The organism is Streptomyces malaysiensis subsp. samsunensis, assembly GCF_024519315.1.
In the GTDB taxonomy this organism is placed as follows: domain Bacteria; phylum Actinomycetota; class Actinomycetes; order Streptomycetales; family Streptomycetaceae; genus Streptomyces; species Streptomyces malaysiensis.
This window is the reverse complement of sequence record NZ_JANIIC010000016.1, coordinates 71,646-97,737: the sequence shown is the minus strand read 5'-3', so window position 1 is coordinate 97,737 and position 26,092 is coordinate 71,646. Positions and strand designations below refer to the sequence as shown.

The 26,092-nt window shown below is 69.6% G+C and carries 26 protein-coding genes and 1 pseudogene; 13 read left to right on the top strand and 14 right to left on the bottom strand.

Annotated elements, in window-relative coordinates; genetic code table 11:
* Nucleotides 1–199: 199 nt before the first annotated feature.
* A pseudogene (locus tag NQU54_RS50095) lies at nt 200–388 on the bottom strand (RICIN domain-containing protein); the annotation flags it as partial.
* On the opposite strand from NQU54_RS50095, the gene NQU54_RS16180 reads away from it, so the two are divergent.
* Nucleotides 335–562 (top strand): hypothetical protein, encoded by a 228-nt coding sequence (locus NQU54_RS16180; protein WP_257631725.1) that lies wholly within the window; start codon nt 335–337, stop codon nt 560–562. The pseudogene NQU54_RS50095 and the gene NQU54_RS16180 overlap by 54 nt on opposite strands.
* A 464-nt stretch (nt 563–1,026) precedes the next feature.
* Nucleotides 1,027–1,614: a helix-turn-helix domain-containing protein gene (locus NQU54_RS16175; protein ID WP_257631672.1), complete on the top strand. Its 588-nt coding sequence runs from the start codon at nt 1,027–1,029 to the stop codon at nt 1,612–1,614.
* A 63-nt stretch (nt 1,615–1,677) separates the two neighbouring features.
* Here the strand turns inward: NQU54_RS16175 and NQU54_RS16170 are convergent, their stop codons facing one another.
* Both NQU54_RS16170 and NQU54_RS16165 read right to left on the bottom strand, forming a co-directional pair.
* A complete protein-coding gene (locus NQU54_RS16170) occupies nt 1,678–2,283 on the bottom strand; it encodes a ClpP family protease (RefSeq protein WP_069869146.1) in 606 nt (201 codons plus the stop codon).
* 1 nt (nt 2,284) lies between these two features.
* Entirely contained in the window at nt 2,285–2,938 is a 654-nt protein-coding gene (locus NQU54_RS16165; protein ID WP_093701128.1) for an ATP-dependent Clp protease proteolytic subunit, read from the bottom strand.
* A 213-nt stretch (nt 2,939–3,151) separates the two neighbouring features.
* Between NQU54_RS16165 and NQU54_RS16160 the strand changes: the two genes are divergently transcribed.
* The 3 genes from NQU54_RS16160 to NQU54_RS16150 all read left to right on the top strand — a co-directional run bounded on the left by NQU54_RS16160 (nt 3,152) and on the right by NQU54_RS16150 (nt 5,709).
* Complete coding sequence (locus tag NQU54_RS16160) at nt 3,152–3,835, top strand: restriction endonuclease (RefSeq protein WP_257631671.1); 684 nt, start codon at nt 3,152–3,154, stop codon at nt 3,833–3,835.
* Nucleotides 3,836–4,068: 233 nt separating this feature from the next.
* Nucleotides 4,069–4,443 (top strand): hypothetical protein, encoded by a 375-nt coding sequence (locus tag NQU54_RS16155; protein WP_257631670.1) that lies wholly within the window; start codon nt 4,069–4,071, stop codon nt 4,441–4,443.
* Nucleotides 4,444–4,971: 528 nt separating this feature from the next.
* Nucleotides 4,972–5,709 carry a hypothetical protein gene (locus tag NQU54_RS16150; protein ID WP_306278759.1) on the top strand — a complete coding sequence of 246 codons (738 nt, stop codon included), beginning with the start codon at nt 4,972–4,974 and terminating at the stop codon, nt 5,707–5,709.
* A gap of 276 nt (nt 5,710–5,985) precedes the next feature.
* Here NQU54_RS16150 and NQU54_RS16140 read toward each other — a convergent pair whose 3' ends face one another.
* On the bottom strand, nt 5,986–6,558 hold the full coding sequence (locus NQU54_RS16140; protein WP_257631668.1) for a TetR/AcrR family transcriptional regulator: 573 nt from the start codon (nt 6,556–6,558) through the stop codon (nt 5,986–5,988).
* An 86-nt stretch (nt 6,559–6,644) separates the two neighbouring features.
* Here NQU54_RS16140 and NQU54_RS16135 point away from each other — a divergent pair, with 86 nt between their 5' ends.
* A complete protein-coding gene (locus tag NQU54_RS16135) occupies nt 6,645–7,598 on the top strand; it encodes an NADP-dependent oxidoreductase (protein WP_257631667.1) in 954 nt (317 codons plus the stop codon).
* 39 nt (nt 7,599–7,637) lie between these two features.
* Here the strand turns inward: NQU54_RS16135 and NQU54_RS16130 are convergent, their stop codons facing one another.
* A complete protein-coding gene (locus NQU54_RS16130) occupies nt 7,638–8,156 on the bottom strand; it encodes a cupin domain-containing protein (protein ID WP_257631666.1) in 519 nt (172 codons plus the stop codon).
* A 346-nt stretch (nt 8,157–8,502) separates the two neighbouring features.
* Between NQU54_RS16130 and NQU54_RS16125 the strand changes: the two genes are divergently transcribed.
* Nucleotides 8,503–8,739 (top strand): cold-shock protein, encoded by a 237-nt coding sequence (locus NQU54_RS16125; RefSeq protein ID WP_257631665.1) that lies wholly within the window; start codon nt 8,503–8,505, stop codon nt 8,737–8,739.
* Between the two features lie 352 nt (nt 8,740–9,091).
* The gene (locus NQU54_RS16120; protein ID WP_257631664.1) at nt 9,092–11,242 is read left to right on the top strand and encodes an AfsR/SARP family transcriptional regulator; all 2,151 of its coding nucleotides are present in this window, start codon (nt 9,092–9,094) and stop codon (nt 11,240–11,242) included.
* A gap of 26 nt (nt 11,243–11,268) precedes the next feature.
* On the opposite strand, the gene NQU54_RS16115 is transcribed toward NQU54_RS16120, so the two are convergent.
* The 6 genes from NQU54_RS16115 to NQU54_RS16090 form a co-directional block, all read right to left on the bottom strand.
* Complete coding sequence (locus tag NQU54_RS16115; RefSeq protein ID WP_257631663.1) at nt 11,269–11,913, bottom strand: class I SAM-dependent methyltransferase; 645 nt, start codon at nt 11,911–11,913, stop codon at nt 11,269–11,271.
* 63 nt (nt 11,914–11,976) lie between these two features.
* The gene (locus NQU54_RS16110) at nt 11,977–12,984 is read right to left on the bottom strand and encodes a formylglycine-generating enzyme family protein (RefSeq protein ID WP_257631662.1); all 1,008 of its coding nucleotides are present in this window, start codon (nt 12,982–12,984) and stop codon (nt 11,977–11,979) included.
* A complete protein-coding gene (locus tag NQU54_RS16105; protein WP_257631661.1) occupies nt 12,981–14,693 on the bottom strand; it encodes a WD40 repeat domain-containing protein in 1,713 nt (570 codons plus the stop codon). Before NQU54_RS16105 ends, NQU54_RS16110 begins: the two co-directional genes overlap by 4 nt.
* Nucleotides 14,690–15,385 (bottom strand): GTP cyclohydrolase II, encoded by a 696-nt coding sequence (locus NQU54_RS16100; protein WP_079153428.1) that lies wholly within the window; start codon nt 15,383–15,385, stop codon nt 14,690–14,692. Before NQU54_RS16100 ends, NQU54_RS16105 begins: the two co-directional genes overlap by 4 nt.
* Complete coding sequence (locus NQU54_RS16095) at nt 15,382–16,878, bottom strand: MFS transporter (protein WP_257631660.1); 1,497 nt, start codon at nt 16,876–16,878, stop codon at nt 15,382–15,384. Before NQU54_RS16095 ends, NQU54_RS16100 begins: the two co-directional genes overlap by 4 nt.
* Nucleotides 16,875–18,866, bottom strand: coding sequence for an outer membrane protein assembly factor BamB family protein (locus tag NQU54_RS16090; RefSeq protein WP_257631659.1), 1,992 nt, complete (start codon nt 18,864–18,866; stop codon nt 16,875–16,877). Before NQU54_RS16090 ends, NQU54_RS16095 begins: the two co-directional genes overlap by 4 nt.
* 695 nt (nt 18,867–19,561) lie before the next feature.
* Here NQU54_RS16090 and NQU54_RS16085 point away from each other — a divergent pair.
* The gene (locus NQU54_RS16085) at nt 19,562–20,149 is read left to right on the top strand and encodes an NADPH-dependent FMN reductase (protein WP_257631658.1); all 588 of its coding nucleotides are present in this window, start codon (nt 19,562–19,564) and stop codon (nt 20,147–20,149) included.
* Between the two features lie 7 nt (nt 20,150–20,156).
* Here the strand turns inward: NQU54_RS16085 and NQU54_RS16080 are convergent, their stop codons facing one another.
* Nucleotides 20,157–21,008, bottom strand: coding sequence for a helix-turn-helix transcriptional regulator (locus NQU54_RS16080; RefSeq protein ID WP_257631721.1), 852 nt, complete (start codon nt 21,006–21,008; stop codon nt 20,157–20,159).
* An 88-nt stretch (nt 21,009–21,096) separates the two neighbouring features.
* On the opposite strand from NQU54_RS16080, the gene NQU54_RS16075 reads away from it, so the two are divergent.
* Complete coding sequence (locus NQU54_RS16075) at nt 21,097–21,903, top strand: SDR family NAD(P)-dependent oxidoreductase (protein WP_257631657.1); 807 nt, start codon at nt 21,097–21,099, stop codon at nt 21,901–21,903.
* 76 nt (nt 21,904–21,979) lie between these two features.
* Complete coding sequence (locus NQU54_RS16070; protein WP_257631656.1) at nt 21,980–22,414, top strand: VOC family protein; 435 nt, start codon at nt 21,980–21,982, stop codon at nt 22,412–22,414.
* Nucleotides 22,415–22,634: 220 nt separating this feature from the next.
* Here NQU54_RS16070 and NQU54_RS16065 read toward each other — a convergent pair whose 3' ends face one another.
* The gene (locus NQU54_RS16065) at nt 22,635–23,417 is read right to left on the bottom strand and encodes an NsdA family TPR-like regulatory protein (RefSeq protein WP_257631655.1); all 783 of its coding nucleotides are present in this window, start codon (nt 23,415–23,417) and stop codon (nt 22,635–22,637) included.
* Between the two features lie 305 nt (nt 23,418–23,722).
* Between NQU54_RS16065 and NQU54_RS16060 the strand changes: the two genes are divergently transcribed.
* Both NQU54_RS16060 and NQU54_RS16055 read left to right on the top strand, forming a co-directional pair.
* On the top strand, nt 23,723–23,851 hold the full coding sequence (locus NQU54_RS16060; protein ID WP_142881440.1) for a lasso RiPP family leader peptide-containing protein: 129 nt from the start codon (nt 23,723–23,725) through the stop codon (nt 23,849–23,851).
* A 329-nt stretch (nt 23,852–24,180) separates the two neighbouring features.
* Entirely contained in the window at nt 24,181–25,191 is a 1,011-nt protein-coding gene (locus NQU54_RS16055; RefSeq protein WP_306278772.1) for a protein-L-isoaspartate O-methyltransferase family protein, read from the top strand.
* 307 nt (nt 25,192–25,498) lie between these two features.
* Here NQU54_RS16055 and NQU54_RS16050 read toward each other — a convergent pair whose 3' ends face one another.
* The gene (locus NQU54_RS16050) at nt 25,499–26,071 is read right to left on the bottom strand and encodes a TetR/AcrR family transcriptional regulator (protein WP_257631654.1); all 573 of its coding nucleotides are present in this window, start codon (nt 26,069–26,071) and stop codon (nt 25,499–25,501) included.
* Nucleotides 26,072–26,092 lie beyond the last annotated feature (21 nt).

Below are 26,092 nucleotides of genomic sequence, written 5' to 3'. Positions count from 1 at the left end.
TGCGTGCCCGCGATACGCCCCGGGAAGGGGCCGTATCGCGGGCACGGGGTCGTCCGTTGGGCGGGGGCCTCTACGGATAGTTCACGAGGTTCGCCACCTTGCTGCCGGAATTGGAGGGCCCGCCCGTGTTGTTGATGACATGGCTGATGGTGCCCGTGCCGCCGAGCGACACGGTGACCATGTGGTGGAAGCGGACGCCCGGGGTATCGGGGACCTCGGCCACCTGGAAGGACTGGGCGGCGCTGCCGTTGCAGGTGTACTGCTGGAGCCGCACCCCGTCCTGGGTGGAGGCACCGGGCACATCGAGGCACTTGCCGCTGTTCCGGTTGACGAAGTGATACGCCCCGCCGCCCTCGTCCACGGCGCGCCACTGCTGGTTGGCGCCGCCAACGGCGCGACGGCCCTGACGGCGCTGCTTCTGTCGGCGATCATCGCCGAACGGAACGCCACCCGCCGCCAGATCGAACGCGTCTGCGCCCAACTGACCGGAGTGGTCTTCCGCCTGACCCCGGACGAGCGGCGGCCACCGGAGGGCGAGCGCAAGTCCACGGACCGGAGGTAGCGGGCTCGCCGGACGAGGGGGCCGGCCCGCGCTGTTGGGTCCGGCCCCCGTCGTGTCCGAGTACGCAAGCAGCCCAGCAAGCGTGAATAAGGACAGCCATACGGTAGGGCCCGGCACCGACAACGGGGGTTTCTGATCCGGTTTGCCATGTTTTGGGGCGTGGAGTCGGTCACAAGTGGGCCGTACGCGGGCCTGCGCGGCGGGGCGCCGCAGGGCCCGCATGGCCGGACGCGGCCGGGCCCGCGCGGCCGGGGGACCGGGCCCGCGCGGCCAAGCGGGCCGTACGCGGTCGGGCTTGCCAGGACACGTAAGCCGAGCCCGTCCGGGCTGCCGGGCCGCGTACTCCGTATCCGGCGCACGCGGCCGGGTCTGCGCCACCCGGCCGCACCCGAACGCTTGAGCGATTCGCCAAGGGCAGAACGTTGTCCCCTTCCCGTCGGGCGCGGCGCTCCTACCCTGAGGGGGTGAGCAGCCACGCGTCGAACCGAGCCCGCGTCATTCCCCTGCGTCCGGCCACCGCGGACCCGGCGCCCCGGTCGGGAGCCACCGCCGGGGCCGAAGCCCCCGCGGCCGCCCCCGCCCCGGCGGCCCCCGCCGGTCCGCGCGTTCCGGCCGTCCCGGCCGGGCGGGAGCAGCCCGGCCGGGAGCCGGTGAAGGAGCCCCTGTGGCGGGACCTCGTCGGCGGTGTGCTGCGGCGCGAGCGGCTCGCCCAGCAACGCACGCTCAAGGACGTGGCCGAGGCGGCCCGTATCTCGATGCCGTACCTCTCCGAACTCGAACGCGGCCGCAAAGAGGCGTCGTCCGAGGTCCTCGCGGCCGCCGCCCGCGCGCTCGGTCTCGGTCTGGCCGACCTCCTCGCCATGGCGCAGGGCGAGCTGATCCGTCTTGCCTCCGGTCCGCGGCGGCGCGACGGCGCGGCGATGTCCGTCGCGTCCCTCACGTCCGTCGCGTCCACCACATCCGTCACCTCCGTCGCGTCCACCACATCCGTCGCGGACCGTGGGCCGTCCCGGCACGCCGGACGGCAGGGCGACGTACGCCTGGCCGCCTGAGGCACCGACCCCCGCCCCCGTCCTCCCTCGGGGACGGGGTGTCAGAAAGCCCCGGCCCTCCTGTCAGAAAGCCCCCGCCGTCCGCCGGCTCAGCACCTCGTCGGCGAGCCCGTACGCCACCGCCTCCGGCGCCGTGAAGACCTTGTCGCGGTCCATGTCGGCGCGGAGCGTGGCGGCGTCGTGGGGCGTATGGCGCGCGAGCACCTCCTCGACCTGCGCGCGGATCCGCAGCATCTCCTTGGCCTGGAGGCTGAGGTCCGAGACCGTCCCCTGCTGACCGCCGCTCACCGGCTGCCCCAGCAGCACCCGGGAGTGCTCCAGCACGAACCGCCGCCCGGGGTCTCCCCCGGCCAGCAGCACCGCCGCGGTCGAGGCCGCCTGCCCCACGCAGAACGTCGAGATGGGCGCGGTCACGAACGTCATCGTGTCGTAGATCGCCATCAGCGAGGTGAAGGAGCCGCCCGGCGAGTTGATGTAGATCGCGATCTCCTGCTCGGGGCTCGACGATTCGAGGTGGAGGAGTTGCGCGATGACGACGTTGGCCACGCCGTCGTCGATCTCGGTGCCGAGGAAGATGATCCGCTCGGACAGCAGCCGGCTGTAGATGTCGTACGCCCGCTCCCCCTGCGTGGTGCGCTCGACGACCGTCGGAATCGTGTACTGCCCCATGTCAGATCCCCATCCTGCGCCGCGTACCGGCCGGCCGTACGTCCGCGAGCGACTCCACGACCCGGTCGACCATTCCGTACTCCTTCGCCTGCTCCGGGGTGAACCACCGGTCGCGGTCGCCGTCGCGCGAAATGGTCTCCACGCTCTGTCCGGTGTGCTCCGCCGTGATCCGCTCGATCGACCGCTTCATGAATTCGAGATTCTCGGCCTGAATCGCGATATCGGCCGTGCTCCCTCCGATACCGGCGGACGGCTGGTGCATCATGATGCGGGAATTCGGCAGTGCGTAGCGCTTTCCGGTCGTTCCCACGGTGAGCAGAAACTGCCCCATGCTCGCGGCGAATCCCATGACGAGCGTGGACACGTCGTTGGGAATCAGCCGCATCGTGTCGTAGATCGCCAGGCCCGCCGTCACCGAACCGCCCGGACTGTTGACGTAGAGGCTGATGTCCGACCGCGGGTCCTCCGCCGACAGCAGCAGCATCTGCGCACACACCCGGTTCGCGGACACCTCGTCCACCTGCGTGCCGAGAAAGACGATGCGCTGGGTCAGCAGTTGCGCGGCCAGATGATCGTCGAACCGCGTGGGAGCCGTCTCCCCCTCCGCGGCTCGTGGACTCCTTGCCGGCTCCCAGCCGGTGGCGAATGTTCCCATCGGACCTCCTCGTGAGTGCCGCGGCCCACACCGCCGCGGTCCTTTCACCATCGGCCCAATTCGCTTGTCCGGTAAGGAATCTCGGCCCGCAGCAGATTCGCCCACGGCAGACCCGATCCATAAGGCGGCGTCCATAAGGGGCCCGAAAGGCGCTCTTGCGGGGGCGGCCCGCCACTCCCGAAACTGCCGGGAAGAAGCCGACAGGGGGGCGCGATGGCTGTGCGACGGCGACGTGGAGCGGCGTTACGGCGGGCGAAGGCGCGGCTGCGCCGCACGGCCTGGACCGGCGGTGCCGTGGCGGTCCTCGCACTGGCCCTGACCTGGCAGACGGTGTGGCCGTACGTCGTCGGGGTGGTCCTCGTGGGCCTGCTCGGCGGCGTCGGCTGGTGGCTGTGGCGAACCCATCTGCGGACCATGGCGGAACACCGGGCCTGGCGGGCCGAGGAGGAGAACGCCGCACGTGAGCGCTCCATGGCCGAGATCGACACCATGACCTGGCAGCGGTTCGAGCGGTACGTCGCGGAGCTGTGCCGCCGGGACGGCTGCACCCACGTCATCGTCTCGGGGAAGTCGGGCGACCTGGGCGCCGATGTCGTCGGCCGGATGCCGGACGGGCGCCGGCTGGTGATCCAGTGCAAGCACTACGCACCCCACCGGACCGTGCCGAGCGGCGATATGCAGAAGTTCCTCGGCACCGCGAAGGCCGAACACGGCGCGGATGTCGCGGTGTTCGTCGCCACCTGCGACTTCACCCGGGCCGCGGAGAGGCTCGCGGTGAAACATGAGATCCTCGCCATGCACCGGAACCTCCTCGGCGCCTGGGTGCGGGGCGCCACCTTGGAGTCCTTGATCCCGCTCAACGGCACGGGCAACGGCGGCCGGCCCCGAAGCCGATAGCGGCTCTCGATCGGCCGCAGGATGGGCGGATATCGCGCCCTGTGACACCCGGCGCACCCTCGCGGTAGCGGCGTAGACCCGCGGTTCTGCTGTCCCAGGCCGTCCGGGACATGTCCCGGACGGCGAATCCGTGGACGTCGGCACGCGCTGCCCACACGATCGGGGTGTTCCTCCGCACGTCGACCGCCTCTGGTCCGCGTGTCACCGCGTCACACATCACCCAGGAGACACCCATGCTCAAGAAGTACCTCGCGACGGCCATCGCCGGCGCAGGGCTGTTGGCCGCGTTTCCCTTCTCGGCTGCCCACGCCGCAACGCCCACCAGCGCATCCTCGGTCCAGGTCCCCGGATGTCCGCACAACTGGACCGTCTCGAGCGCGGAGGGCGTTGCCTCCGGCCAGTGGTGCTACAACAAGAACCTCGCCATCGGCACCGTCACGGACACCAAGGCCGACGGCCGGTGCCCCTACGTGCGTGGGTACACCTCGTACGGCCGGACCGTCGACAGCGACTGGGCCGGGCCAAAGGGCGACTCGTCCCCCGTGTACCTGGATGCCGGGACCGGTGACCCGTTCGTACGGCTCGCCATGAAATACGTCAACTGCTGAACGGGCGACGGCCGCCCGCGCCCCGTCGGCACGTACGCCGGACTCGTGCCGACGGGGCACACCACATCCTTTCGCCGCCGCCGACCGCCGCCCCGCCACGCGGCCGCCGTGATCGCCCTGAGCCCCTTCCTCGACGCGCCCCTGACCGCCCCGCTCGTTACGCTTGTGCGGGGGCGTCAGAGGCAATGGGACCGGCCCATCACTCCGGGGAAACGAGACCCGGAAGCGTTCGGCCAGCGCGTCTTGAGTGAGGTCCAGCTGCTCCCTTATGAGCCGTAGGACATAGCCGGAAACGACGCCTCGGCGGGCTCGATCGGCCTTGCCCCGACCCGTGGTCAGGGTAGGCGGCTGACGATTCGCCATGAGTCCCCCAAGCTCGGTCGTGGATCCGTCATCATCCCGTACTCGCGGTCGGTTCATACCCAATGCGCTGATTCATAACGTGATGAGCAGGGACGTCCGCTGAGTAGGTCAGCGGGTTAACGACCCAACCACGGACGATGTAACACGCCGCTACGGAGACACCTGATGATGACCAGAACCCTGCCATGGACTCCGCCGCCCGCCATGGATGTCGAGGCGTTACCCGCAGGCGATCGGTGGGACGCCGTCCGCGCGGCCCAGGCCATCGGCGAGCGCGCTCTGAAGACACTCGGCGACGCCACCGGCGCCGTGATCCAAGACAGACACGGCACCCTGTACTGGCTCGTCGAGGTGGGCTCCGCTACGAGTTGGCACCTGCGGCAGGTCCGTGTCCTCACCGAGCTGGCCGATGAGAGCACGTACCTCGGCGTACCGCCCATCTCCTGGACGGAGGGCCCCAGCGCCCACTGGCGCGTCCCTCTCTCGGCCGACCATTACCTGACCGACGCGGGGAAGTTGTGGGAAGCGCTGGCCGAGGCCGATCGCGCCGAGTTCGGCCCCACCCTCCAGGGCCGACAGACGTGCCATCGTTGTGAACTCCCCACCGATGAGCCGGTCACCGTCGACATCCAGCACGGCGGCAGCGGCGCCGGCCGCACCGTCTACGCCTGCCCCGTCACGCCCGGACCTACCAACGTGACGCAGTCACCGAGGCTGCCGCCATGCGCCGCGTCATCGATCGGGGCAGGACCCGATGACGGCCGTCGAGCAGACCTCCGAGGAGACCAGGGCCCCGTTCACCGACGAGTGGCGCGCGGCCATCGAACACGCCGCAGGCTGCCTGGCCTGCCGCACGCCCGGCACCGTCTGCCGGGAAGGGCAGCAGCTTTTGCGCGCCTATGAGGAGGTCGCGAGGCAGACGCGGTCAGGAGGTGACGAGTGAGGCATCGTCGCCAGGCCCCCGCCACACGAGCCACGTTGCTCGCCGTTCGCGCCTAGCCCGGCTGGGCCACTGGGCTCAGCCACCCCACCGGAGCGGCGGTGTCAGCGGCCCGCCCTCCCGGACACCCTGCGGTCGGCGCAGCCAGGCACGGCCGCCGATCGCGGGGCAAGGACTCCGGCCCCGACATTGGACCGCGGGGCCGGAGTCCCCTCACAGAAGATCCGCACACGGCGGACTCAGCGGACCGTCGGGCCCGGCGGCGTGACCGTCTCGCGCAGTTCGGCGGCGGCCTGGGCGACGAGTTCGGAGAGCGCCGCGTCCGGCTCGGCGAGCCAGCGGGATGTGGCGCGCCGGGAGATCGCTATCGCCACGTCGATGATGAAGCGTGCCTTGCCGGGCTCGACGCCGCGGCGTTCGAGTGCCCGCGCCAGCGCGTCGGCGATGTCGGCGAGCTTGATCAGATCACGCTCGGCCAGTGCCGGGTTGGCGGCGATCACCTTGATGCGGCGCAGCAGAAAATCGCGCGGATGAAAGACCTCGTCCGCGGTTCCCAGCGCGGTCAGCAGCGCCTCGATCGGCCTGAGGCTTGGGTCGGCCGCCTCGACCTGGGCGACGAGGTGAGCCTCCAGCTCGTTGTCGGCGAAGAGGACTTCCCGCTTGTCGGGGAAGTAGCGGTAGAAGGAACGCTCGGTCAGACCGGCGGTACGCGCGATCTGCGCGACCGAGGTGCGCTCGAACCCCTGCGTCTCAAATAGTTCGAGCGCCGCCCGCTCGAGTCGGCCCTGTGCGTCGGATTCCCATCGTGGCATGCCCACCAGGATATGACAGCAGATGCTGTCGTCATGGGTGTTAGGGTCGATGACAGCAGATGCTGTCATCACACAGGGAGATCGTCATGAAGGCTCTTCAGTTCGACCGGTTCGGATCCCCGGACGTGATCGTGCTCCGCGACGTCCCGAAGCCGGAGCCGGGCCCCGGTCAGATCCGGATCGCCGTGCGGGCGTGTGGTCTGACCCCGTCCGATTGGGCGGTGATCGACGGCCTCTTGGCCGACCGTCTGCCGCCGCTGCCGCGCGGGATCGGCTTCGAGATCGCGGGCACCGTCGACGCGCTCGGGGAGGGCACCACCGGCGTGGAGATCGGCGACCGCGTGTTCGGCCCGGCGGCCTTCGACGGCCCGACGGCCGGCGCCGCCGAGTATGCGCTGATGGCGGCCTGGGCGCGGATTCCCGAGGGCGTCACCGCCGAGCAGGCCGCCGCGCTGCCGATGGCGGCCGAGACGGCGTGGCATGCGCTCGACGACCTCGGCGTCCAGCCGGGTGAGGTGCTGCTCGTCCACGGCGCGGGCTCCACTGTGGGTGAGGCGGCGGTGCGCCTCGCGCTGCACCGGGGTGTCCGGGTGATCGCCACCGCCGGGCCGGCGCGGGCCGCCGCCCTGGAAGAGATCGGCGCCCGGGTGACCGGCTACGGCGACGGCATGGCCGACCGCGTCGCCGCACTGGCCGGAGGCCGCCTCGACCGCGCCCTGGACACGGCTCCGACCGGCGGCCGGATCGACCGTGCCGACCAGGCCGCCCCGGCCGGCGGCTCGCTGCCGACCCTGATCGGGCTCACCGGCGACTCCGACCGCGTCCTCACCGTCTCGGACTTCGCCGCCGCGGCCGAGCTGGGCGCCAGGATCACCCAAATCGACCTGCGCTACGACCGGATGGACGAGTTCGCGCGGCTGGCCGGTGAAGGCGTCCTGGTCGTATCGGTGGCCCGCGCCTACGCGCTCGACCATATCCAGGAGGCGGCCGAACTCAGCCGGTCCCGCCGACCCGGCGGCAAGCTCATACTCGTCCCGTGATCGCCTCGCCGGCCTGATCGGACAAGACCCCTGTTGCGGCTACTCCCCCTCGGGCTCGAAGTCCTCCACGAAGTAGCTGTCGTGCCGGATGCGAAACCGCTCGAGTTCCTCCCCGCCGCGCCGCGTCATCTCCGCGACCCGCTCGAAGTATTCCTCGCGTGGGGCGCCCGGGGAGAAGAGCAAGAGCATGGACATGGGTTCGTCGGTTTCGTTCCTGAAGGCGTGCAGGCCGCCGACCGGTACATACAGAAAATCGCCCTCACGGCCGGTGACCCACCTCTCGCCGTTGTAGAGCTCCAGTTCACCGGAGAGGATGTAGAAGGACTCCGACATGGCCTTGTGGAAGTGGGTCTTCGCTCCGGCGGACCGGGCGCCCAACTCCATCTTGTACAGGCCGAATTCCCCACCCGTCGATTCATTGGTGGCGAGGTAGTGGGTAGAACCGCCGGGCGAGGAGATGTCGGGTGGGGTATTGGCCGGGCGGAAGGCCGCGTTCACTTCGCCCGTGTCGCCGTGGTAGCGGGGCTCCGGGTACTCGAGGAATTCCGGATATGACATGACGCGCTCCTCTTCGCAGGTCTCCACCAGCATGGTGGCTCCCGCCGGCGGAAGGAGGCATCGGGCTTGCGAATGATCGTGTGTCGGCCGGAGCCGAGGACCGGGGACCTGGTACCGCAGTGCTGGTCGGTGGGCCGGCGGATGCCGGCCGGTTGCCGCGAGCGGTCCCACGGGCGACGGCCGAGTTGTGGATCTCGGGCCGCTGCCGACAGCTGTACGAGTGCCGGATGTCCGGAGCGGCCACCCCGACCGTCGGGTCCGATGGAGGAGCCGGGGCGACCCGCACGGCCGCGCGCCCTCGAAATCCAACTGCGCCGAGGCCGCCGGAGCCCATAGGGTCCACCCCATGGTGATGGCGACCGTCCGCGAGTGGAGCGACGAGGAAGGGTGGGGCGTGCTCGATTCCCCCGAGACCCCCGGCGGCTGCTTCGGCCACTTCTCCAACATCCAGGCGACCGGCTTCCGCACACTCTCGCCCGGACAGCGGGTCGACCTCGTATGGGAAGCCCCCGGCTTCGAACAGGACGGGTACGACTACCGTGCGGTGAGCATCGTGCCGCTGCCGCCGGACCAGACCTTGTGACCCGATATCAGCGATATCGGCACAGTTCAATTGAAGGCACCGGTAAGCACATACACGGGACCATGAGGCCCCAACAGTGGGACATTCCCCACAAGGTCATCGCTCCCGCGCAATTCGCACAGCACCTGCTCGAGAAGTACCTGGCCTCCCGCCTTGACTACCCACAGTTATGTTCAGTGAAGTTGGATGTCAAGGAACCGCCGCGGAGGCAGACTCCAATAAGTGCAACTCTTGATCCGACCGCATGTATGGCATGACCATCTGAGGGGCAACAAGCACCTTGCAAGCAGTGCGGGAGGCCACGCGGAGGCTCTGTGCGTGTACGGGGGACGCGACCAGTGGGAGCACAATCATGCAGTCGAACCCCCCAAACCATCTGTGTTTCAAAATTCTCGGCGCGCTGGAGGCATGGGACGGTGACAGGCGATTAAATCTCGATGGCCCTGTCAACGAGCGCGTCCTCGGGTTGCTGCTCCTCGAGTCGGGATGGGTGGTGCCGATTCCCCGACTGGTCGAAGCGGTATGGGGCGAAGACCCCCCTTCCACGGCGACCCAGCAGATCCGCAAGGCCGTCGCCCGGCTGCGACACCAGATCCCGTCCGGCCAGGAGATCATCCTCACCGAGCGCCATGGGTACCGCCTGGTGGTCGACGACGACAGCCTGGATCTGCGGCTCTTCGACCTCTGGACGCATCGTGCGCAGGCCGCCCACGCGGAGGGGCGCCTCAAGGACGCGGTCGCCGATTTGACTGCCGCATTGGGGCTGTGGCGCGGTTCCATACTCGTCGGAGCGGGCGGACCGTTGATCGACACCCTGCGGCCCGCCTGGGAAGAACGTCATATCGCCGCGATCGAGCACTGCTTCGACCTACGGCTGGACCTGGGTGAGACGAGCGAACTCATCGCCGACCTCCGGGAGTCCGTCGTCGCCCACCCCTTCCGGGAAACCCTGATGCGTCAACTCATGCTCGCCCTGTACCGGGCGGGCCGGCAGGCCGAGGCGGTGGAGGAATACGCCAGGATACGGTCACTGCTGGCGGGGGAGCTGGGCATCGACCCCAGCCCCGAGCTGACGGAGCTGCACGAGGCGATCCTGCGCGGCGAAGCCTGGCTGACCGCGGGCCGGGACCAGAAGCCTCCCGCAGAAGAGCCTTCGATCGTGGCCGCTCCACGCTCGATCCCGCGCGACCTCGCCGATTTCACCGGACGCCAGGACGAGTTACGCCGGCTGACGACGATGGCGCACCCCGTGGCCGAGCAGACGGGCCCCCGGATCGTGGTCGTCGAGGGAATGGGGGGAAGCGGCAAGACGGCCCTCGCCATGCATGTCGCACATCGGCTGGCGGGCGACTACCCGGACGGCCAGCTCTATCTCGACCTGCGCGGCTTCGCCTCGGCAGAGGAACCGCTCTCCCCCGAGCGGGGTCTCGGCGATCTGCTGCGGGCCCTGGGAGTGGCGGACGAATGCGTCGCCGATGACAACGACTGCCGTCTGACCAAGTGGCGGATGACCAGTGCGAAACGGCGGATACTGCTGATCCTGGACGATGCGTGGGATGTCGCCCAGGTGAGACCGCTGTTGCCCACCGCGGCGGGAAGTCTCGTGCTCATCACCAGCCGCGTCCGGCTGCCGGAGCTGGAAGGTGCCGAGGAGCTCTCGCTCGCCGTGCTGGGCGAGGAGGACGGTGTGGAGCTGATGCGCCGGCTCCTGGGCCACGAGCGGGTGGCCGCGGAACCGAAGGCGACCGCCCGCCTGGTCAGCCTCTGTGGGGGCCTTCCGCTGGCGCTGCGGATCTGCGCGGCCCGATTGCGCAAGCGGCCGCACTGGAGCGTGCGTCATCTGACGGACCGGCTCGAAGACGACACCCACGCCCTGAGGGAGTTGGAGTCGGGCGACCGTAGCGTCGCCGGGGTTCTGCGCACGTCCTACCGGGTGATGGAGCCGGCCCATCAGGACGCCTTCCGGCTGCTGACTCTGCACCCGGGCGCCGATTTCGACGTGTCCGCGGCCGCCGCCCTGCTGGGCACGGGTCCGGACAGCGCGGAGCGGATCCTGGAGTACCTGCTGGATGTGAACCTTCTTCAGCAGTTCGAGTTCGGCAGGTACTCCTTCCATAGCCTCGTCCACAGTTTCGCCCGCTCCCTGCCCGCCCCGAACTCCGCCGAGGAGACCGAGGCCGTCGGGCGGTTGGCCGCCCAGACCGTGACACGCGTGGAGAGTGCCTGTGATGTGTTGCTGACCGGCCAGGTGCGTTACCGCCCGGCCTGGTCGATCGGCAACGGCAGCGCGTCGCCGCCGCACGGCGGCCCGGACCACGCCCTGCGGTGGTTGGACCGCGAGCGGAGCAACATCCTCGCCATCATCAGCCAGGCCCGCCAGTGGGGTCTGAGCCATCACGCGGCCAAGCTCAGCAGAGCCATGGCCCTCTGCCAACAGGCGCAGAACCCTTCGGCCGACAGTGCGTCGCCCGCTCGGCCAGGACGGGCGGTAAAGGGCGGCTGATGGGCGGCTGACGGGGAGCTGAGGTGTCAGAAGTCCGGGGCGGTGTGCCTACGAGCGGGGGCTCCGGGCTTCTCCCACAGCAGCGAGTAGCGCCACATGAGACGGCGGCGCCATCGCGAGCCCGGGAGCAGAAGGTGAGCGGTGTGGCGGACCTGGGACCAGGTCATATCGGGCTCGGCCACGGGAAGGCCGTCCTGTGCGCGCTTCCCGCCGTGCCGCTTGGCCTCGCGGCGGATGGCGAGGAGAGCGGGAACGAGCGCCAGCCAGTCGACGGCGGAGCGGGGCGCGGCCAGGCCGACCACGACGAGCCGCCCACCGGGCGCCAGGAGCGAGGCGGCCGTCCGGATCGCGCGGTCCGTACCCAGGTGGTGGGCGACGGCGACCATGGTGATCACGTCGTAGTGCTCATGCGGCAGGGCCGTGCCGGCCAGGTCGAAGACGTCGCCCTCCACGAAGTCGGCGTTCGCGATGTCCCGGTTGGCGGAGCGTGCGTGCTCGACCATGGCGGCCGATGAGTCGAGGCCGGTGACATGCCGCACCCGATCTGCCAGGGCCCGGACCAGGCGACCGTCGCCGCAGCCGATGTCGAGTGCTTCACGGGGGTGGTCGCCGATGCTGTCGAGGATCCACGGGTGGTAGTGCACATTGGGGTTCCAGTAGTCGATCTCCATGATCCATACCTTCGGAGGAACGGTCGGAGCGGCCCGCGTCCCACGGTGCTTCCGGCATCCGCGTCATCGCACCGTGTCGCCGGTGTCCGGCGTCTCGGCCAGCCGGAAGCCCATGGCGTAGATGAGCCGGTGGTGATAGCCGTGTCTGCGGGTGCAGCGGGCGAGGTCGTCATAGCGGGTGTGGCTGCCGCCCCTGCTGACCCGGTAGGTGTCCACACCGCTGCCGAGGTCGTCGTCGATGGACCGGCCACCGGGGTAGGGCCGGTAGTCGTCGGCCACGTACTCCTCCACGTTGCCCGCCATGTCGTCGGCGCCGAACGGCCCGCGCCCCGCGGGATACATCCCCACGGGTGTGGTGGACAGCGGCCCCGTCTCCACGGTGTTGGCATGGTCCTCGTTCGGTGCGTCGCCCCAGGGGTGGTCACGGCCGTCACCACCGCTCGCCGCGTACTCCCACTCCGCTTCCGTGGGCAGCCGGAACGCCCTGCCGGTGCGGCGCGCGAGCCAGGCGGCGTAGGCGTCGGCGTCCCGGGGTGCGACGGTCCACACCGGGTGGTTGGACAGGTGGGCCGGATACACCCCGAACGTCCATGACGTGGGGAGCGAGGCGTCCGGGTTCTCGCCGAGGAAGTCCCGGTACTCCTGGTTGGTCACGGGATAGCGGGCGATGCGGAACGCGCCGATGTCCGCCTCGTACCTGGGGGTCTCCTTCTCGATCCAATCGCGCACCACACCGACGTGGCCCCATTTCCGCACGACCGCGTCGACGTCCGCCAAGTCGAGTCCGAGCCATACGCGGGCCGCCGGTACGTCGACCATGGCCGGGTCGAAGGTGTCGATACGCGGATCCCCGAGCAGGCCGAGCAGTCTGCCCGCGGTGAGCCGGCTCGTCGGGGTCCGGGCCGGGTCCTGGACGAGACGTACCAGTGTCGTCGGCGATTCACACGCCAGACGGCGTGTGTGGGCGGTGAGTCCCGCGTGGTCGGTGCGGTCCACGAAGGAGTCGGGCAGTCCCATGGCGGCCCGGTCGGAGAGGTCGTTCGGATTGACGACGGATACGGTGGTGCTCATCCGGCCGCCCCGACCGGTGCGAGGTCGACGGGGTGGACGGATCCGTCGTACGACGAGGCGAGGAAGCGGGCTCCCACCGCGTCCCAGTGGAGGGAGGAGATGCCCGCTGTCGTCGGGCGGCCGATGAACGGCCACGCGCCGGTGCGGAGGTCGTGGACGGCGATGGCGCCCGCGTACGAGCCCGTCGCGACGAGACGGCCGTCGGGAGATGCCGCGACGCACTTGACCGAGTGGTCGTGGGGCGTGGGAATGGTGTCGCACTTCTCCTGCTGCCAGGTGCGCAGCGTCAGGTCGCGGGAAACGCTGACGAACACGCCGCCGGGCAGGGCCGCACAGCCGTTGGCGATCCGCCGGTGGGCGTCGTCCAGGCGGCCGGTCTCGGTCAGGGTGTCCAGCGAGAACCAGGAGACCGAGGTGTCCGCGCACACCGCGAACAGGGTGTTCCCGGAGACGGCGACGCCCTTGACCGCGTTGGTGTGCAGCGGCAGCGTGGCGACGAGCTCGAAGGTTCCCCCCTCGGTGAGCTGGAAGACCAGACCCTCGCCCGTGTAGGCGCCGATCACCACGTGCGGCCTGCCGTCCCTGGTGAAGGCGGCACCGCAGTTCAGCGGCGACCTGTGCTGATGGATGACATGGCCGTCGGCCGCGTCGAACACCTGGCCGAGCTGACCGCCCGTCAGCATCCGACCACCGGCCTCGACGAGGAAGTTGCACAGGCTGCCGGGGCGCGAGACCTCTGCGCCGTCCCGCCACACGATCCCCGCGTCACCGACCGTCCACACGCGCCCCGCCGCATCGGCGACCACGGAGTTGACACAGGCGGTGGGCATGACGCCGGACAGGTCCCACCGCTGATCGGTGAGGTGGTAGGTGGCGTAGGTGGAGCCGAACGTGGCGAAGACGAGTGTGGTGTCGTCCAGGAAGTCACAGGAGCGGGCCCACACCTCGGCCGGATACTCGCTGGTGTGCAGGAGGTTGAGCTCGCCCCCGGGGCCCGAGGTGTCCCAGACCCGCAGCGTCCTGTCGTAGCTGAGGCTGACCAGCGACCGCGACGAGGCGTTGTGCACGAGGCGCTTGATCCCCGCCTCGTGCGCGGGGGTGGCGTTGGCGGTCCCGTCGGCGATGATGACGATCTCGCCATCGTCGTTGCCTGCGTACACGGTGCCGGTCGGGGTGATGGCGATGGTGTCGGTCTCCGCCCCGCCCAGGTCGACCTCGGAGACGAGTCCGCCGGCATCGAGCGACCAGCGCTTGACGGTCCCGTCGTCGCTCGAGGTCAGCAGTTCCCTGCTGTCCCCCGCCCAGGCGACGGAGATCACGTCGGCGGTGTGCCCCTCGAAGGAGGCCGTCAGCCTGCCGGAGAAGTCGAACACCCGCACTCCGTGGTCGCGGGAGGCGGTGGCGACCAGTTCGAGGGTGGGGTGGAAGGCCGACATCTCCACGTCGTCCTTGTGGTCGCTGAGGACGGCGATGAGCTTGAGGTCGGGCACGGACCACAGCCGTGCCGTGTAGTCGCTCGACGAGGTCACCAGATGGCGCCCGTCCGGGCTGAAGGCGGCCTGGTTGGCGAGGTGGTCGTGGTGGACGCGGCTGATCGAGGTGCGGGTCGCGGCGTCCCAGAGGATGACCTGGTTGTCGTAGCCCGCGGTGGCGATGAGGTTCCCACCGTGGGCGGCCACGCCGCTGATGGGTCCGAGATGACGGATCATGCTGACTCCTCGAGCCGAATGGTGTGCGCGGTGCGGGCGACCTTCGCGGTCAGATACCCCCTGTTGTGGGGGTTGGCGTACACGCCGGTGGACACGGTGTGCCGCACCGCGATGCCGTAGTGGCGCAGTTGTTCGCGCTTGTCGGGGTTGTTGGTGAGCAGGTCGATCTCGACCTCGCCGAGCGCTCGCAGCATCTGCGCGGCCACCCCGTAGTCCCGCAGGTCGTCGTCGAGGCCGAGCGCCCGGTTGGCGCTGAAGGTGTCCAGGCCCTGGTCCTGGAGGCTGTAGGCGTCCAGCTTGTTGTACAGACCGATGCCGCGGCCCTCCTGCCGCAGGTACAGCAGGGTGCCACCGGCGGTATTGATCAGGCGCATCGCCTCCCGCAGCTGCGGCCCGCAGTCGCAGCGCGCCGAACCGAGCACCTCACCGGTGAGGCACTCCGAGTGGACCCGTACCAGGGGCACTTCGGGGTGCCTGGGCCCGAGCCGCAGCGCGAGGTGCTCGCGTCCGTCCAGGAGCCCGCCGAAGGTCATCACGTCGGCTGCGATGGGTTCCGCCGAGCCGTGGTGCAGCGGGATGCGCACCTTGCGGCGGATCCGTGCGGCGGGCAGCGCGCCGGTGTCGCCGTCCAGCAGGCTCACAGACGGCTCGGCCTCGGCCTGCGGATGGGCGTCGTCGCGTGGCTCGATCATGGTTCGTTCGTCCTCCTTGCCGGTTCTTGCGGCCTCGGCACGGGCCGCCACGCGGCACGCGTGAGTCGAAGGTGCAGCAGCACCGTCGTAGTGGCGATCCCGAGCACCAGGAAGGTGGGGGGCGTGCCCACGACATCGTCAAGTGCGGACACGAACACGGGGGACAGCAGGGCCGCACCGCCGGTCAGGAGCCAGATGAGACCGGAAGCACGGCCCAGGACACCGGGCGGGAGGTACCGGACGCGTGCCATGACCACCGTCGCCATCACGGCGCCCTGTCCCAGGGCCCCGAGCACGACCGCGAACATGAAGACAGGCCATATCGGCACGATCATCAGAATCAGCGCGACGGACCGCGCGGCCACACCGAGCGTCATCGGTGTCCATGGCCGCAGTCGGCGGCGCTGGGAGACCAGCAGGTTGCCGACCAATGACGCCACGTTCATCCCCGCGATCGCGAGGCCGGCCTGCTGGCCCGAAAGGGCCCACCCATGCCGCAGGTGGTAGACGATGAGCGAGGTCAGCCCGGTGCCGCACACCGCGCTGAGCACCATGTCCGCCACGAGCATGACGCTGATGCGCTTGTCCTGCCTGATGGCGTCCCAGCCGTCGCGGATACGTGACGGTGGCGCCTCGGCCCCGGCCCGCGCCTGGGCCCCGGCCGCCCGCCGCTTCACCCACCGCGGTGCCGTACGCCGGGGCCCGCCCTCGGTCCGGCCGCCTTCGTGCGAGGGCGCGGGGGCGGTCTTGTCCGGGGATACGGGAGCGGTTTCGTCCGGGGATACGGGAGCGGTTTCGTCCGGGGATACGGGGGCGGTTTTGTGCGGGGACGCGGGGGCGGAGCGTGCGGGCCTGACCCCCACGGCCCAGACCACCAGCGGGGCGAAGAACGTGGGCAGGTTGAGCCACAGCAGCCCTTGGTACCCCACCCAGGGCAGCAGCGCGGCCACGAGCAGCGGGCCCGCCAGAGTGGTCGCCAGGAAGAGGCTGTTGAGCGTGCCTCTGGCCCGTACGGGACAGTCGGGGAACTGGGCGGGGACCCCGGTCATCCAGCCGGTGCGGTAGGCCAGCCCCCCGGTCTCCAGCACCACCGCGCACAGGAACAGCAGCCACGGTGCCGAATGACCGCCGAGCAGCAGCAGGTTCATGGCGAGCGCCGCGCCGGCCTGCGCCAGCAGGCCCTGGACGATCAGGCCGCGCACGCCCCGCCGGTCCGCCCACGCCCCGAGGGCGGGGGCGAACAGGTCGCTCACGGGGACGGCGGCGGCCAGCCAGGCCATCACCACCAAGGAATCGGTGAGTTGGTAGGCCAGCAGGGGCAGGGCCGTGGCGTACAGGGCTTCGCCGACGTTGTTGGCCGCGTTGCCCGCGGCGAAGACGAGGAACCTGCGGTCGGCGAGCGGGTTGGGTTCCACGGACTCGTCGGCCGCGTGCGCGCCCGCTCCGTCCGGTGTCACGGAGCCCGCTTCCTCCGCGGTCCCTGCGTCGGTCATCGTACGGCGGCCTCCTCACCGGTGGCACCGGCGGAACCGGCGGCACCGGCGGCACCGGCGGCTCCCGCCGAACCGGTGGCACCCGCCGAACCGGTCGTACCGGCGGAGGACACCGGCCGGTCCGAGAGCGGCAGCCACAGGTCGCGCAGCGGAGTGAGGACTCGGCCACGGCCCGTGCGCTCCATCAGATACAGCCGCAGGAATCCGCCGCGGCCACCGACCACGACATACGCACGGCCGTCCGGGCCGTGCAGTGCGGCCATGCCCTTGCCGAAGTCGGGCAAGTCCTCGTGGAAGTCGAGCAGTTCGGCGGTGTCGTAGTCGAACGCGGCGACCTGCATGCCGTACGTGACGACGCAGAGCACCCCGTCGATCAGGGCGCAGTTCTCGGCGGTGTTGTCGAGCAGTTCGGTGAACTGGCGGGTGGGCTTGTCCTCGCCCACCACGATCTCCTTGACGCCGCCGCCCCCGGTGATCCGCACCCGGTCGCCGTCGGTGATGAGCCGCTTGGGGTAGCTGTTCAGCTCGGCGTACCAGGATGGTTCGGCCTGGTCACCGTAGGCGGTGAGCTGTCCGTTGCGCGTGGCCAGCAGCCGGCGGCCGTCGTCCAGGTAGGCGCAGGCCCACGCGCTGGCGGGCAGGTCCTCGACCTGCCAGGTCGGCTCGCCGGTCGCGGCGTCGAACTCGTATCCGCCGGCGTTGCAGGCGGCCAGCACCCGGCCGCCGTCCGGCGACACGGCCACGGTGTGGATGATGCCGGGAAGCTGTGCCTCCCACACCGTGGTGTCCGCGGTGGTGAACCGGCGCAGTCGCGATGGCCAGAACGCCCCCACCAGGTCGTCGGAGGCGGCGCGGATCCGGCGGGAGAAACCGAGCCCGGTGCGGTGGCGGCCCGTCACCTCGAGCGAGGCGTGGCCCGCGGGCGAGGTGCGCATACGGGCCTCGAAGGCACCGTCGTCGGTGGCCACGACGAGCGCCCCGGGCTCCGCCGGGTGCGGCTGGATGTCCCATACGCACTGGCGGGGATGGCCGAGCCGGGTGAGGACCTTGCCCTGCGGGGAGAGGGCCGTCACCTCACCGTCCTGGGTGAGGGTGTAGATCCTGCCGTCCTCGTCGACGGTGACATCGATGATCTGGTGGCTGAAGCCGCGGATGCGCTGTTCGATCCTCAGTCGCGGCGTGGAGTTGTCGAAGACGACCAGTTCCCCGTCGAAGCCGCCGATGTAGGCCCGGGAGAAGTCGGGCGAGAAGACGAGACCTTCCACGTCGTTGCGCGCGATGTCCATGCGCTGGTCGATCTCGCCGTCCAGGCCCAGGGTGACCACGCCGTTGCTGATGTTGCGCGTGGGGCCGAGCCCCGCGTCGCAGATGGCCCAGTACCTGTCGTGGCGCTCGTCGTAGACCACGCGGTGCACATTGGAGGTGTCGACCTGCACCACCGTTGGGAAGTCCAGGTCGGGCAGGGAGCCGAGATGGATATGGCCGCTGCGGTCGGAGACCGCGTGCACACCGGGCGCGTCCGTGCAGAACCACTCCAGCATGTCGTAGCCGTGCGGCCACAGGGAGATGCGGTCGACGGTGAACGACTCGACGTCCAGGACGACGACCTGGAAGTACCCGTTGTTGAGGTACGCCTTGCCCTGCCACACGCCGATGCCGCGCAGCATGGTGGGCGACGGCTGCTCGCCCTCCAGCAGATGTTCGGTGTTGGCGGTGGACGCCGCATCGAGCCGATCGCTCAGACGGAGCGTCTCGGTGTCCCAGCGGCAGATGTTGCCGGCCTTGTCCCGGGTGATGATCCAGTCGCCGACGACCTTCACCGCGTAGACGGGGTCCCCGGAGGGGGCCTGGGCAGTCGCCGGGAGGGGGGACGAGACGCGGATGTTGAGGTTGCGGTCGAGCCAGTGCAGCCCACCCCGGACGTCACAGGCCAACAGTCCGTGTCCGGGTTGACTGACGATGCGGGTGATCCGTTCAAGCGCGCCCATGAGACCGGACTCCTCCCTGTCTGGACGGCTACGATGCGATGCGCCCCCGGGGGGAGGTGACCTCCCCCCGGGGGCAAGACCCTCGACAAGGTGCGTCAGGGCTCAGGGCGGGTCAATCACGTGGCCGAGCAGCCTGGCTGTCGGCGGCGTGTCCTGTTCCCGCAGTACGGGTCCGGTGGAACCGGATCCCTTCTTCAGATGGCGGCGCGAGTCACGCGGCGGACGAGCTTGGTCATCTGAATTCACCTCCTTCGCCGAATCGAGGGGCGCTTTTGTGAACCCACACACCAGGGCTTGATCCGGGTTACGGATCGTCACCCACGAACATTCCGTGAAAACGGATGGGGCGGGTTGCACGCCCGGAGCCCAACGGCGAAACAAAACGCGTTGTGACGCCGCGAACTTCAGGCAGGGACTAGATTGCCCACCGGGGCTACCAGTCCGATTCCTTATCGGTACCAGTTCCATACCACCGCTCTCACCAGGGAGTTCTCCGCGAATCACGGCCGAACCCCCATCACCCTCGACGAATCCCGGCGCCCTTCTCACTGCATTTGTGGCAGAGCGACCGATTCCGGGTGAAGTATGTTTCCTGTTTTATTTACACGGCCGGTGTCAACAATGAGTGAGTCGGCGTTGCATGATGGAGAGGACCCCTGCTCGCCGTACTCCCGGAAAACCAAGGAGAGAGCAGCATGACCAGGATCGTTCTCATTTCGGGCAGCCTTCGTCACGACTCGCTCAACACCATGGCGATCGCGACCATCGAACGAATGCTCACCGGTCGCCCCGAACCGGCGGCGGCCGTACGGCTCGCCATCGAGGAACTGCCCTACTACCACCAGAGCGATGACGAGAGCGGCAAGCGACACGAGGCCGTACATGCCGCACGCCACCTGGTGACGGCCTCCGACGCCGTCCTGATCTCCACACCGTCCTACAACGGGCTGGTGTCCGGGGTGCTGAAGAACGCGCTGGACTGGCTCTCCCGGCCCTGGGGGGACAGCGCCCTGACGGACAAGCCGGTCGCCATGCTCAGCGCGAGTACGAGTGCCCGCGGCGCGATGGAGGCCCAGTCGGGACTGCGGACGGTGCTGGAGCGCTCGGGCGCGGTGCTCATCGCCGCGCCACAAATCGCCCTCGCACGCGCCGACGCGATCGCCGCCGAGGACGGCCGGTTCACCGAACCGGCCACCGTCGCGGCCCTGGAAGCGCTCGTAGAGGCGCTGCTCGCCCACCTGAGTCCGGAGCCGGCGGTCATCCATGGCATATCGAGCCTTTGAGCCGCGGTCAGCCGGGTACGTCCAGGCGCTGTATGCCGATCACCGACAGCAGCCGCAGAGCCTCCTCCGCCGGGGAGCCGGGATCGGCCGTGTAGATCACGACCCGCTGATCCCGGTCGGCGATGTCCAGGACATCGCAGTTGAGCGTGATGGGACCGATCAGGGGGTGCCGAAAGGTCTTCTGCGGGGCGGGTTCCACCGACATGTCGTAGGCGGCCCACAGCCGGGCGAACTCCGCGCTGCCGGCGAGCAGGTCCTTCACCAGCGCGGCGACTTCGGGGTCGTCGGGGTACCGGGCAGCGGCGGCCCGCAGGTGCCGGGCCGCGGTGCGGCCGAAGATCTCCATACCGGAACGGCTGTACCACTGCCGCTCCCCCGCCGAAGAATCGAGGAACGTGCGGCGCAGGAAGTTGCGCTCGTGCCGGGGCAGGGCGGAGAAGTCCTCCAGGAGGGCGGCCGCCAGGTCGTTGTGCGCGATCACCTCATAGGCCGCGGACAGTACGAGCGCCGCGGCGTGCGGTAACCGCCGCAGCAGGTCCAGGATGCTCGGGCGCACCTCGCGGGAGGGCCCTGGCGGTGGGGCGGGCGGGGCACCGGCGAGGTAGTGCAGATGGGCGCGCTCGGCGTCCGACAGGCGCAGGGCACGGGTCAGTCCGGCCAGCACCTCGCGCGAGGGGCGCGGGCCGCGGGCCTGCTCGAGCCGCGTGTAGTACTCGGTGGAGATGAACGCCAGCTGCGCCACCTCCTCGCGCCGCAGCCCCGGGGTACGGCGCCTCGGCCCGGCGGGCAGCCCCACATCGGCGGGGGTGATCCGCTCGCGCCTGCTGCGCAGGAAACCGGCCAGCTCTCGCCTGTCCATGTCCCCCAGTGTCAGCGGGCCGACGAAGCCGATCCAGGTACCGCCGGTGCCTGGATGCAGGTACGCGGCCGGGCCCAGGCTCATCGGCATGGACAACACCCACACCACCGACACCTCCGCCCCCGCCGCTCCGGGTCTGCTGGCGGGCAAGGTCGCCTTCATCAGCGGAGCCGGCCGCGGCATCGGCGCCGCCGCGGCGCGCCTCTTCGCCCGGGAAGGCGCCCGGGTACTGCTCGCGGCCCGTACCGAGGACCAGCTCGAAGCGGTGACCGAACAGATCCGGGCGGCGGGCGGCACCGCGGAGTACGCGGTGTGCGACCTGGCCGACGCGACCAGCGTGCGCGCCGCCGTCGACCGCACGGTGGAGGCGTACGGCCGACTCGACGTCGCCTTCAACAACGGGGCGATCGGCACGCGGCGGCCCGGCCCGATGGACCAGGTGCCGGAGGCGGACTTCGACGAGCAGTACGGCGTCAACCTCAAGGGCGTCTGGCTGGCCCTGGCCGCTCAGATCGCCGCGATCAGGGCGACCGCCGGCACGGGCGCCATCGTCAACACCTCGTCCGTCGGCGGCTGGAAGGGCAACCCCGTACTGCCCGCGTACAGCGCGATGAAGCGAGGTGTCCACAGCCTCACCGAGTCGGCCGCCGTCGCCTACGGCCCGGAGGGCATCCGCGTCAACGCCATCGCCCCCGGCACCACGCTGACCGAGATGATGCGCCACTGGGAAGCGGAGTCGCCTGGCATCGTCGACCAACTCAACGCGCGCACCCCACTGCGCCGCGCGGCCCAGCCCGAGGAAGTCGCCGAGGCCGCCGCCTGGCTACTGAGCGACCGCGCCTCCTACGTCACCGGAGTGGTCCTCTCCGTCGACGGCGGCATGCGGGCGTCGTGAACCGAGGCGAGGCGCCGACGGGCCAATGTTCCTCACCGGAAAATGAACAACGGAGTTCCCCTGCTACGGTGCGCCGATGTCATCGATCAAGCAGTTCCAGGTCACTTTCGACTGCGCGGAACCCGAGCGCGTCGCTCGCTTTTGGTGCGAGGTGTTGGGGTACGCCGTACCGCCGCCACCGGAGGGGTTCGCTACATGGGACGATTTCGATCGATCTCTGCCGCCTGAGCGGCAGGGTTCGGCGTTCGCCTGCGGTGATCCCTCAGGCGTGGGCCCGCGACTGTACTTTCAGCGCGTCCCCGAAGGCAAGGTCGTCAAGAATCGGCTGCATCTTGACGTACGAGTCGGCACCGGGCTCGTGGGGGAACAGCGCCTCGCCACGCTCGAAGCCGAGTGCGCACGACTGGTCGCGCTCGGCGCGATACGCGTGCGGCTGCTGCTTGCCGATGACCACAATGAGTCGTGCATCGTGATGCAGGACATCGAGGGCAACGAGTTCTGCCTCGACTGAGCACGGGCCGGTAACCATTGCTTGAACCAGCATGGTCTCGGCACGCTGCTCCTGGCTGAGCTCCGCATCCCCGATGAGCCGCTCTGCGGCTGGGTAGCGGGAGAACTCGAGCGGCTGATCGAAGTGGGCTCGCAGATGGGAGGACGTCGTCTCCCACGACTTGACGAACGTTCGGCTGACGTATTGCTGTCGTCGCGCCACTCCGGCGGCTGGCTGGCGATCAGGTTGCGGCGAGGAACTCCACGGCCCGCTCATCCAGATCAGCCGCACAGCGCACACCGCGGGCGCGGAAGCGAGCGAGCCCACTGCGCATCCCCGTCACAGCCTTGCGGGTACGGACGGACCGCACACCGTCCATGTGGTCCATCGCCCTGTTCCAGGTGGCACACGCCTGCTCGATGCTGCCACCCTTGAGCTGCATCTCCGCGCTCGCCACCAGGTCGAGGGCGACGATTCGCGCATAGCTTGCCGGGCGGGATGCGGCGGCCCGCGCGTACTGCTCCGCTGCGTTCCTTCGATCGCCCAACGTCTCGTAGACCTTCGCGTTGCGCGAGTAGACCGACGCGGCAGGCGGGCCCCAAGCGAGAGCCCAGAACGGCATCTCGCCCCCACAGTCGGCGGCGAGGAGAGTACGCGCCCGCTCGGCCTCAACGACGGCCGCCTGCCTCTGCCCGGACTTGGCCAGGGTGTGGGCGTGCACGACACGGAAAAGGGATTCGGTCTGCACGTCCACCTTGCCCTTGGCGCGGTTCAACCCGGTCTCAGCAAGGGCCTGGCAGTGCTCGGGCCGGTGCAGCTTGAGCCCTTGCATGGCCATCGTGCGCATCACGAACCCATCGTGCCCGGGAACACCGGACTCGACGGCGAGTGCGTAGGACTGAAGGTAATAGCGCTGGGCCAGGCCCTGCTGTCCTGCGTCGTAGGACTTCCAACCGAGCAGATGCACACCGCGGCTGGCGGGGGAGAGCATCTGCTGCCGGATCTCGTCGGTTCCCCGCCCCACACTCGGCGGCTACGGCGCGCACCTCCTTGGCCAGGGCCTCGTACGTCAGCCCGGACTCGGCGACCAGGTTCCTCAGCTGGTGATTCGGCGTGCACTTGGTCATGAGTACCTGCCCCGTATACCCGATATACCGCTTTGCCTGCCCGACACCGTACCGCCGAAGCCGCAACCTGAGTTGACTGGTTGTCAGGGCCAGCGGCCGGGGACATTACGGCTTTCCCGACCCCGGCCGCGTGGCGAGGTACGACGTCCACAGCGCGCCCATTCCCGGGCGCGAGGGACGGAACACCATGAAGGCAGGAATCATGAACACGCAGACCGCCGCTCCCGTGTACACCGCTCCGGTCGTCCTGGACGCCGGTGACGTCGTCAAGGTGACGCTGGGCACGAACAACTTCGACACCGCCGACGACACCCAGTACAAGAACGCCTGATCCATCGGCTGCCTGGGGCCGGGCGGATGTGCGCCGCAGCCCGGCCCCAGGCGGACTTGAACGGGCGCCGGGGCTTCGGAGAGGACCGTGTTGGGGCACGGCCGCCAGCAGCCCGGCGCCCGTTCCGTTTCGACCACCAAGAACGAGAGCGACGAGAGCGGGCTGCTGATGCGGTGGAGCACAGGATGGTACGGAGCGAGCCGACACGATCGGCTACCGAGGAACAGAAAGCCCGTACCGGGCCTGGCCGCGGCATGGACCGTGGGCTGGGCCACCGGCCAAGTACGATCGGCAGGCTCCGGCCCGCTGGCACTGGCGGTCATCGGTGACTGCGGCGCCGACGACCAGCAGCTGCACCAGGCACTGACAACCGTGCGGGCAAGAAACTGGGCGGCGCTGACTCGCTGGCCCGGCTCGTATCAGGCACGAACGTCGCCGAATTCGGCACCGGGTCCGGCTACTCCGGCGCCCTACTCGCACAACTCGTCGGGCCCACCGGCCAGGTGACCAGCCTCGACATCGACCACTACCTGACCCGCTGGGCCAACCTCATCCACCACGATCGGGGCCTGCGCAACGTCCGCTGCTACACCGCCGACGGCACGGCCGGCTTCCCCAGCCGGGCCCCGTTCGACAGGGTGGTGGCGTGGTGCACGCCACCACTACTGCCTGAGGCATGGGTGAGCCAAATGGTCGACGGCGGGCTCGTGGTGGCTCCGCTGCCGATTGCGGCTGTGCCCAACATGACAGTCGTTGCCAGGATCCGGGTCCGTAACGGCCAGCCGGACGTTGAGGCGATCTTCACGGGCGGATACATCGAGGCGACCGCCTCGCCGAAGGGGGATCTCGATCTGCCGGGACGGTGGGTGGACTGGGAGAACCGTGTACCCGCGCCTTCCTGGATCTCTGTCGCTTGGCGCGGCAAGGACAATTGGCGGAACAGCGGTGCCCGCGCCACGCTGGATCGGCTGGTGAAAGACGCGCACATCGAGCCGTACGACGGACCTGAAGTGGACTGGCCATCCTGGCGTACTTTCGTCGCGGCCAAGGGCAACCCGTACGTGACCATGACTGGTCTGAGCCCGGACCTGTGGGCCCTGGGGCACTCGACCCCGACCACGGCAGCTGTGATTCAGCAGGACGGCATGATCGTTGCCGACTGCTCCGACTCCCCGTCTCTGGCAGTGCTGCGCGGGTGGCTATCCGAATGGGAAGCGGCCGGCCGCCCAGCCCCCGACGTCCACACCCCGATCCTGGTCCGGCGCGACAGCGGGCAAGGCCCAAGTGGCTGGGACCTGCGACTCATCGACACCTCCGGGACGCGCAGCTTGCGCAGGTAGGCGTTGGAGAGTGGCAGGCACTTGTGGCGTCGGCCGGTGGCGGGGTCGACGCGGCCGGCGACCGTGATCTTCCCTCTGGGATGGCGCTGACCCCGTTGGAGCGAATGCTGCCGCGCTGGCAGCGCGTGGACTGGGTGTTCGCCATGGCTGCGGAACCCATTCATGGTCAATGCGATGGCTACGGTGGTGTCTGCTCGACCCGCCAGGACCAACTTGGCGTGCGTCTCCCGGTCGGCGCATGTGAACGTCTCGGAGACGAGGGGCAGGCGGACACGCACTCGTAGCCGGAACGCCGTAGATGAGCGGCTCAGGGTGTAGGTCGGAGGCCGTCCATCAGAATATTCAGCAGCCGTCTTGCCCTGGCCTCGTGCTCGGGCGAGGGGGCCACAGTGAAGATGCCGATGAGGCTGGCAGCGATGTCTTCGGCGGTGACATCGGCACGCAGCTCGCCCGTCGCGCGGCCGGCGTCGAGGATGTCGTCGATGGCCGCGAGCAGTTCGGTCTGGGTCCGGGCATGGGCGATCTCGCCCGATTCGATCATCGCGAGCAGCGTGTCGAGCATGCCGTTCTTCGTCGCGATCCATTCGCCGAACAGATCCATCCAGCGTCGCAGCGCCGCGGGCGGGGGCAGCTGAGCGAGTAGTTCGCGGGCACCGGCGGTGAGCCGCGCGACCTGATCGCGATAGACCGCGTCAACCAGGGACTCGCGGTTGGGGAAGTGCCGGTAGAGCGTGGCGATGCCGACCCCGGCTTCGCGTGCGATCGCGCGCATCGACGGCTCGGTGTCGGCAGACACGAACATGCGGGTTGCCACTTCGAGGAGTTGGTTGCGGTTGCGAGTCGCGTCCGCTCGAAGTTCGCGAGTCTGCAACTCTTCCAAAACGGATCACGCTCCGATTGC

Coding starts and splice junctions, on each gene's coding strand:
- NQU54_RS16170 (WP_069869146.1), bottom strand. CDS start 2,283: ATGGGGCAGTACACGATTCCGACGGTCGTCGAGCGCACCACGCAGGGG.
- NQU54_RS16165 (WP_093701128.1), bottom strand. CDS start 2,938: ATGGGAACATTCGCCACCGGCTGGGAGCCGGCAAGGAGTCCACGAGCC.
- NQU54_RS16160 (WP_257631671.1), top strand. CDS start 3,152: ATGGCTGTGCGACGGCGACGTGGAGCGGCGTTACGGCGGGCGAAGGCG.
- NQU54_RS16155 (WP_257631670.1), top strand. CDS start 4,069: ATGCTCAAGAAGTACCTCGCGACGGCCATCGCCGGCGCAGGGCTGTTG.
- NQU54_RS16150 (WP_306278759.1), top strand. CDS start 4,972: ATGATGACCAGAACCCTGCCATGGACTCCGCCGCCCGCCATGGATGTC.
- NQU54_RS16140 (WP_257631668.1), bottom strand. CDS start 6,558: ATGCCACGATGGGAATCCGACGCACAGGGCCGACTCGAGCGGGCGGCG.
- NQU54_RS16135 (WP_257631667.1), top strand. CDS start 6,645: ATGAAGGCTCTTCAGTTCGACCGGTTCGGATCCCCGGACGTGATCGTG.
- NQU54_RS16130 (WP_257631666.1), bottom strand. CDS start 8,156: ATGTCATATCCGGAATTCCTCGAGTACCCGGAGCCCCGCTACCACGGC.
- NQU54_RS16125 (WP_257631665.1), top strand. CDS start 8,503: ATGGTGATGGCGACCGTCCGCGAGTGGAGCGACGAGGAAGGGTGGGGC.
- NQU54_RS16120 (WP_257631664.1), top strand. CDS start 9,092: ATGCAGTCGAACCCCCCAAACCATCTGTGTTTCAAAATTCTCGGCGCG.
- NQU54_RS16115 (WP_257631663.1), bottom strand. CDS start 11,913: ATGGAGATCGACTACTGGAACCCCAATGTGCACTACCACCCGTGGATC.
- NQU54_RS16110 (WP_257631662.1), bottom strand. CDS start 12,984: ATGAGCACCACCGTATCCGTCGTCAATCCGAACGACCTCTCCGACCGG.
- NQU54_RS16105 (WP_257631661.1), bottom strand. CDS start 14,693: ATGATCCGTCATCTCGGACCCATCAGCGGCGTGGCCGCCCACGGTGGG.
- NQU54_RS16100 (WP_079153428.1), bottom strand. CDS start 15,385: ATGATCGAGCCACGCGACGACGCCCATCCGCAGGCCGAGGCCGAGCCG.
- NQU54_RS16095 (WP_257631660.1), bottom strand. CDS start 16,878: ATGACCGACGCAGGGACCGCGGAGGAAGCGGGCTCCGTGACACCGGAC.
- NQU54_RS16090 (WP_257631659.1), bottom strand. CDS start 18,866: ATGGGCGCGCTTGAACGGATCACCCGCATCGTCAGTCAACCCGGACAC.
- NQU54_RS16085 (WP_257631658.1), top strand. CDS start 19,562: ATGACCAGGATCGTTCTCATTTCGGGCAGCCTTCGTCACGACTCGCTC.
- NQU54_RS16080 (WP_257631721.1), bottom strand. CDS start 21,008: ATGGACAGGCGAGAGCTGGCCGGTTTCCTGCGCAGCAGGCGCGAGCGG.
- NQU54_RS16075 (WP_257631657.1), top strand. CDS start 21,097: ATGGACAACACCCACACCACCGACACCTCCGCCCCCGCCGCTCCGGGT.
- NQU54_RS16070 (WP_257631656.1), top strand. CDS start 21,980: ATGTCATCGATCAAGCAGTTCCAGGTCACTTTCGACTGCGCGGAACCC.
- NQU54_RS16060 (WP_142881440.1), top strand. CDS start 23,723: ATGAACACGCAGACCGCCGCTCCCGTGTACACCGCTCCGGTCGTCCTG.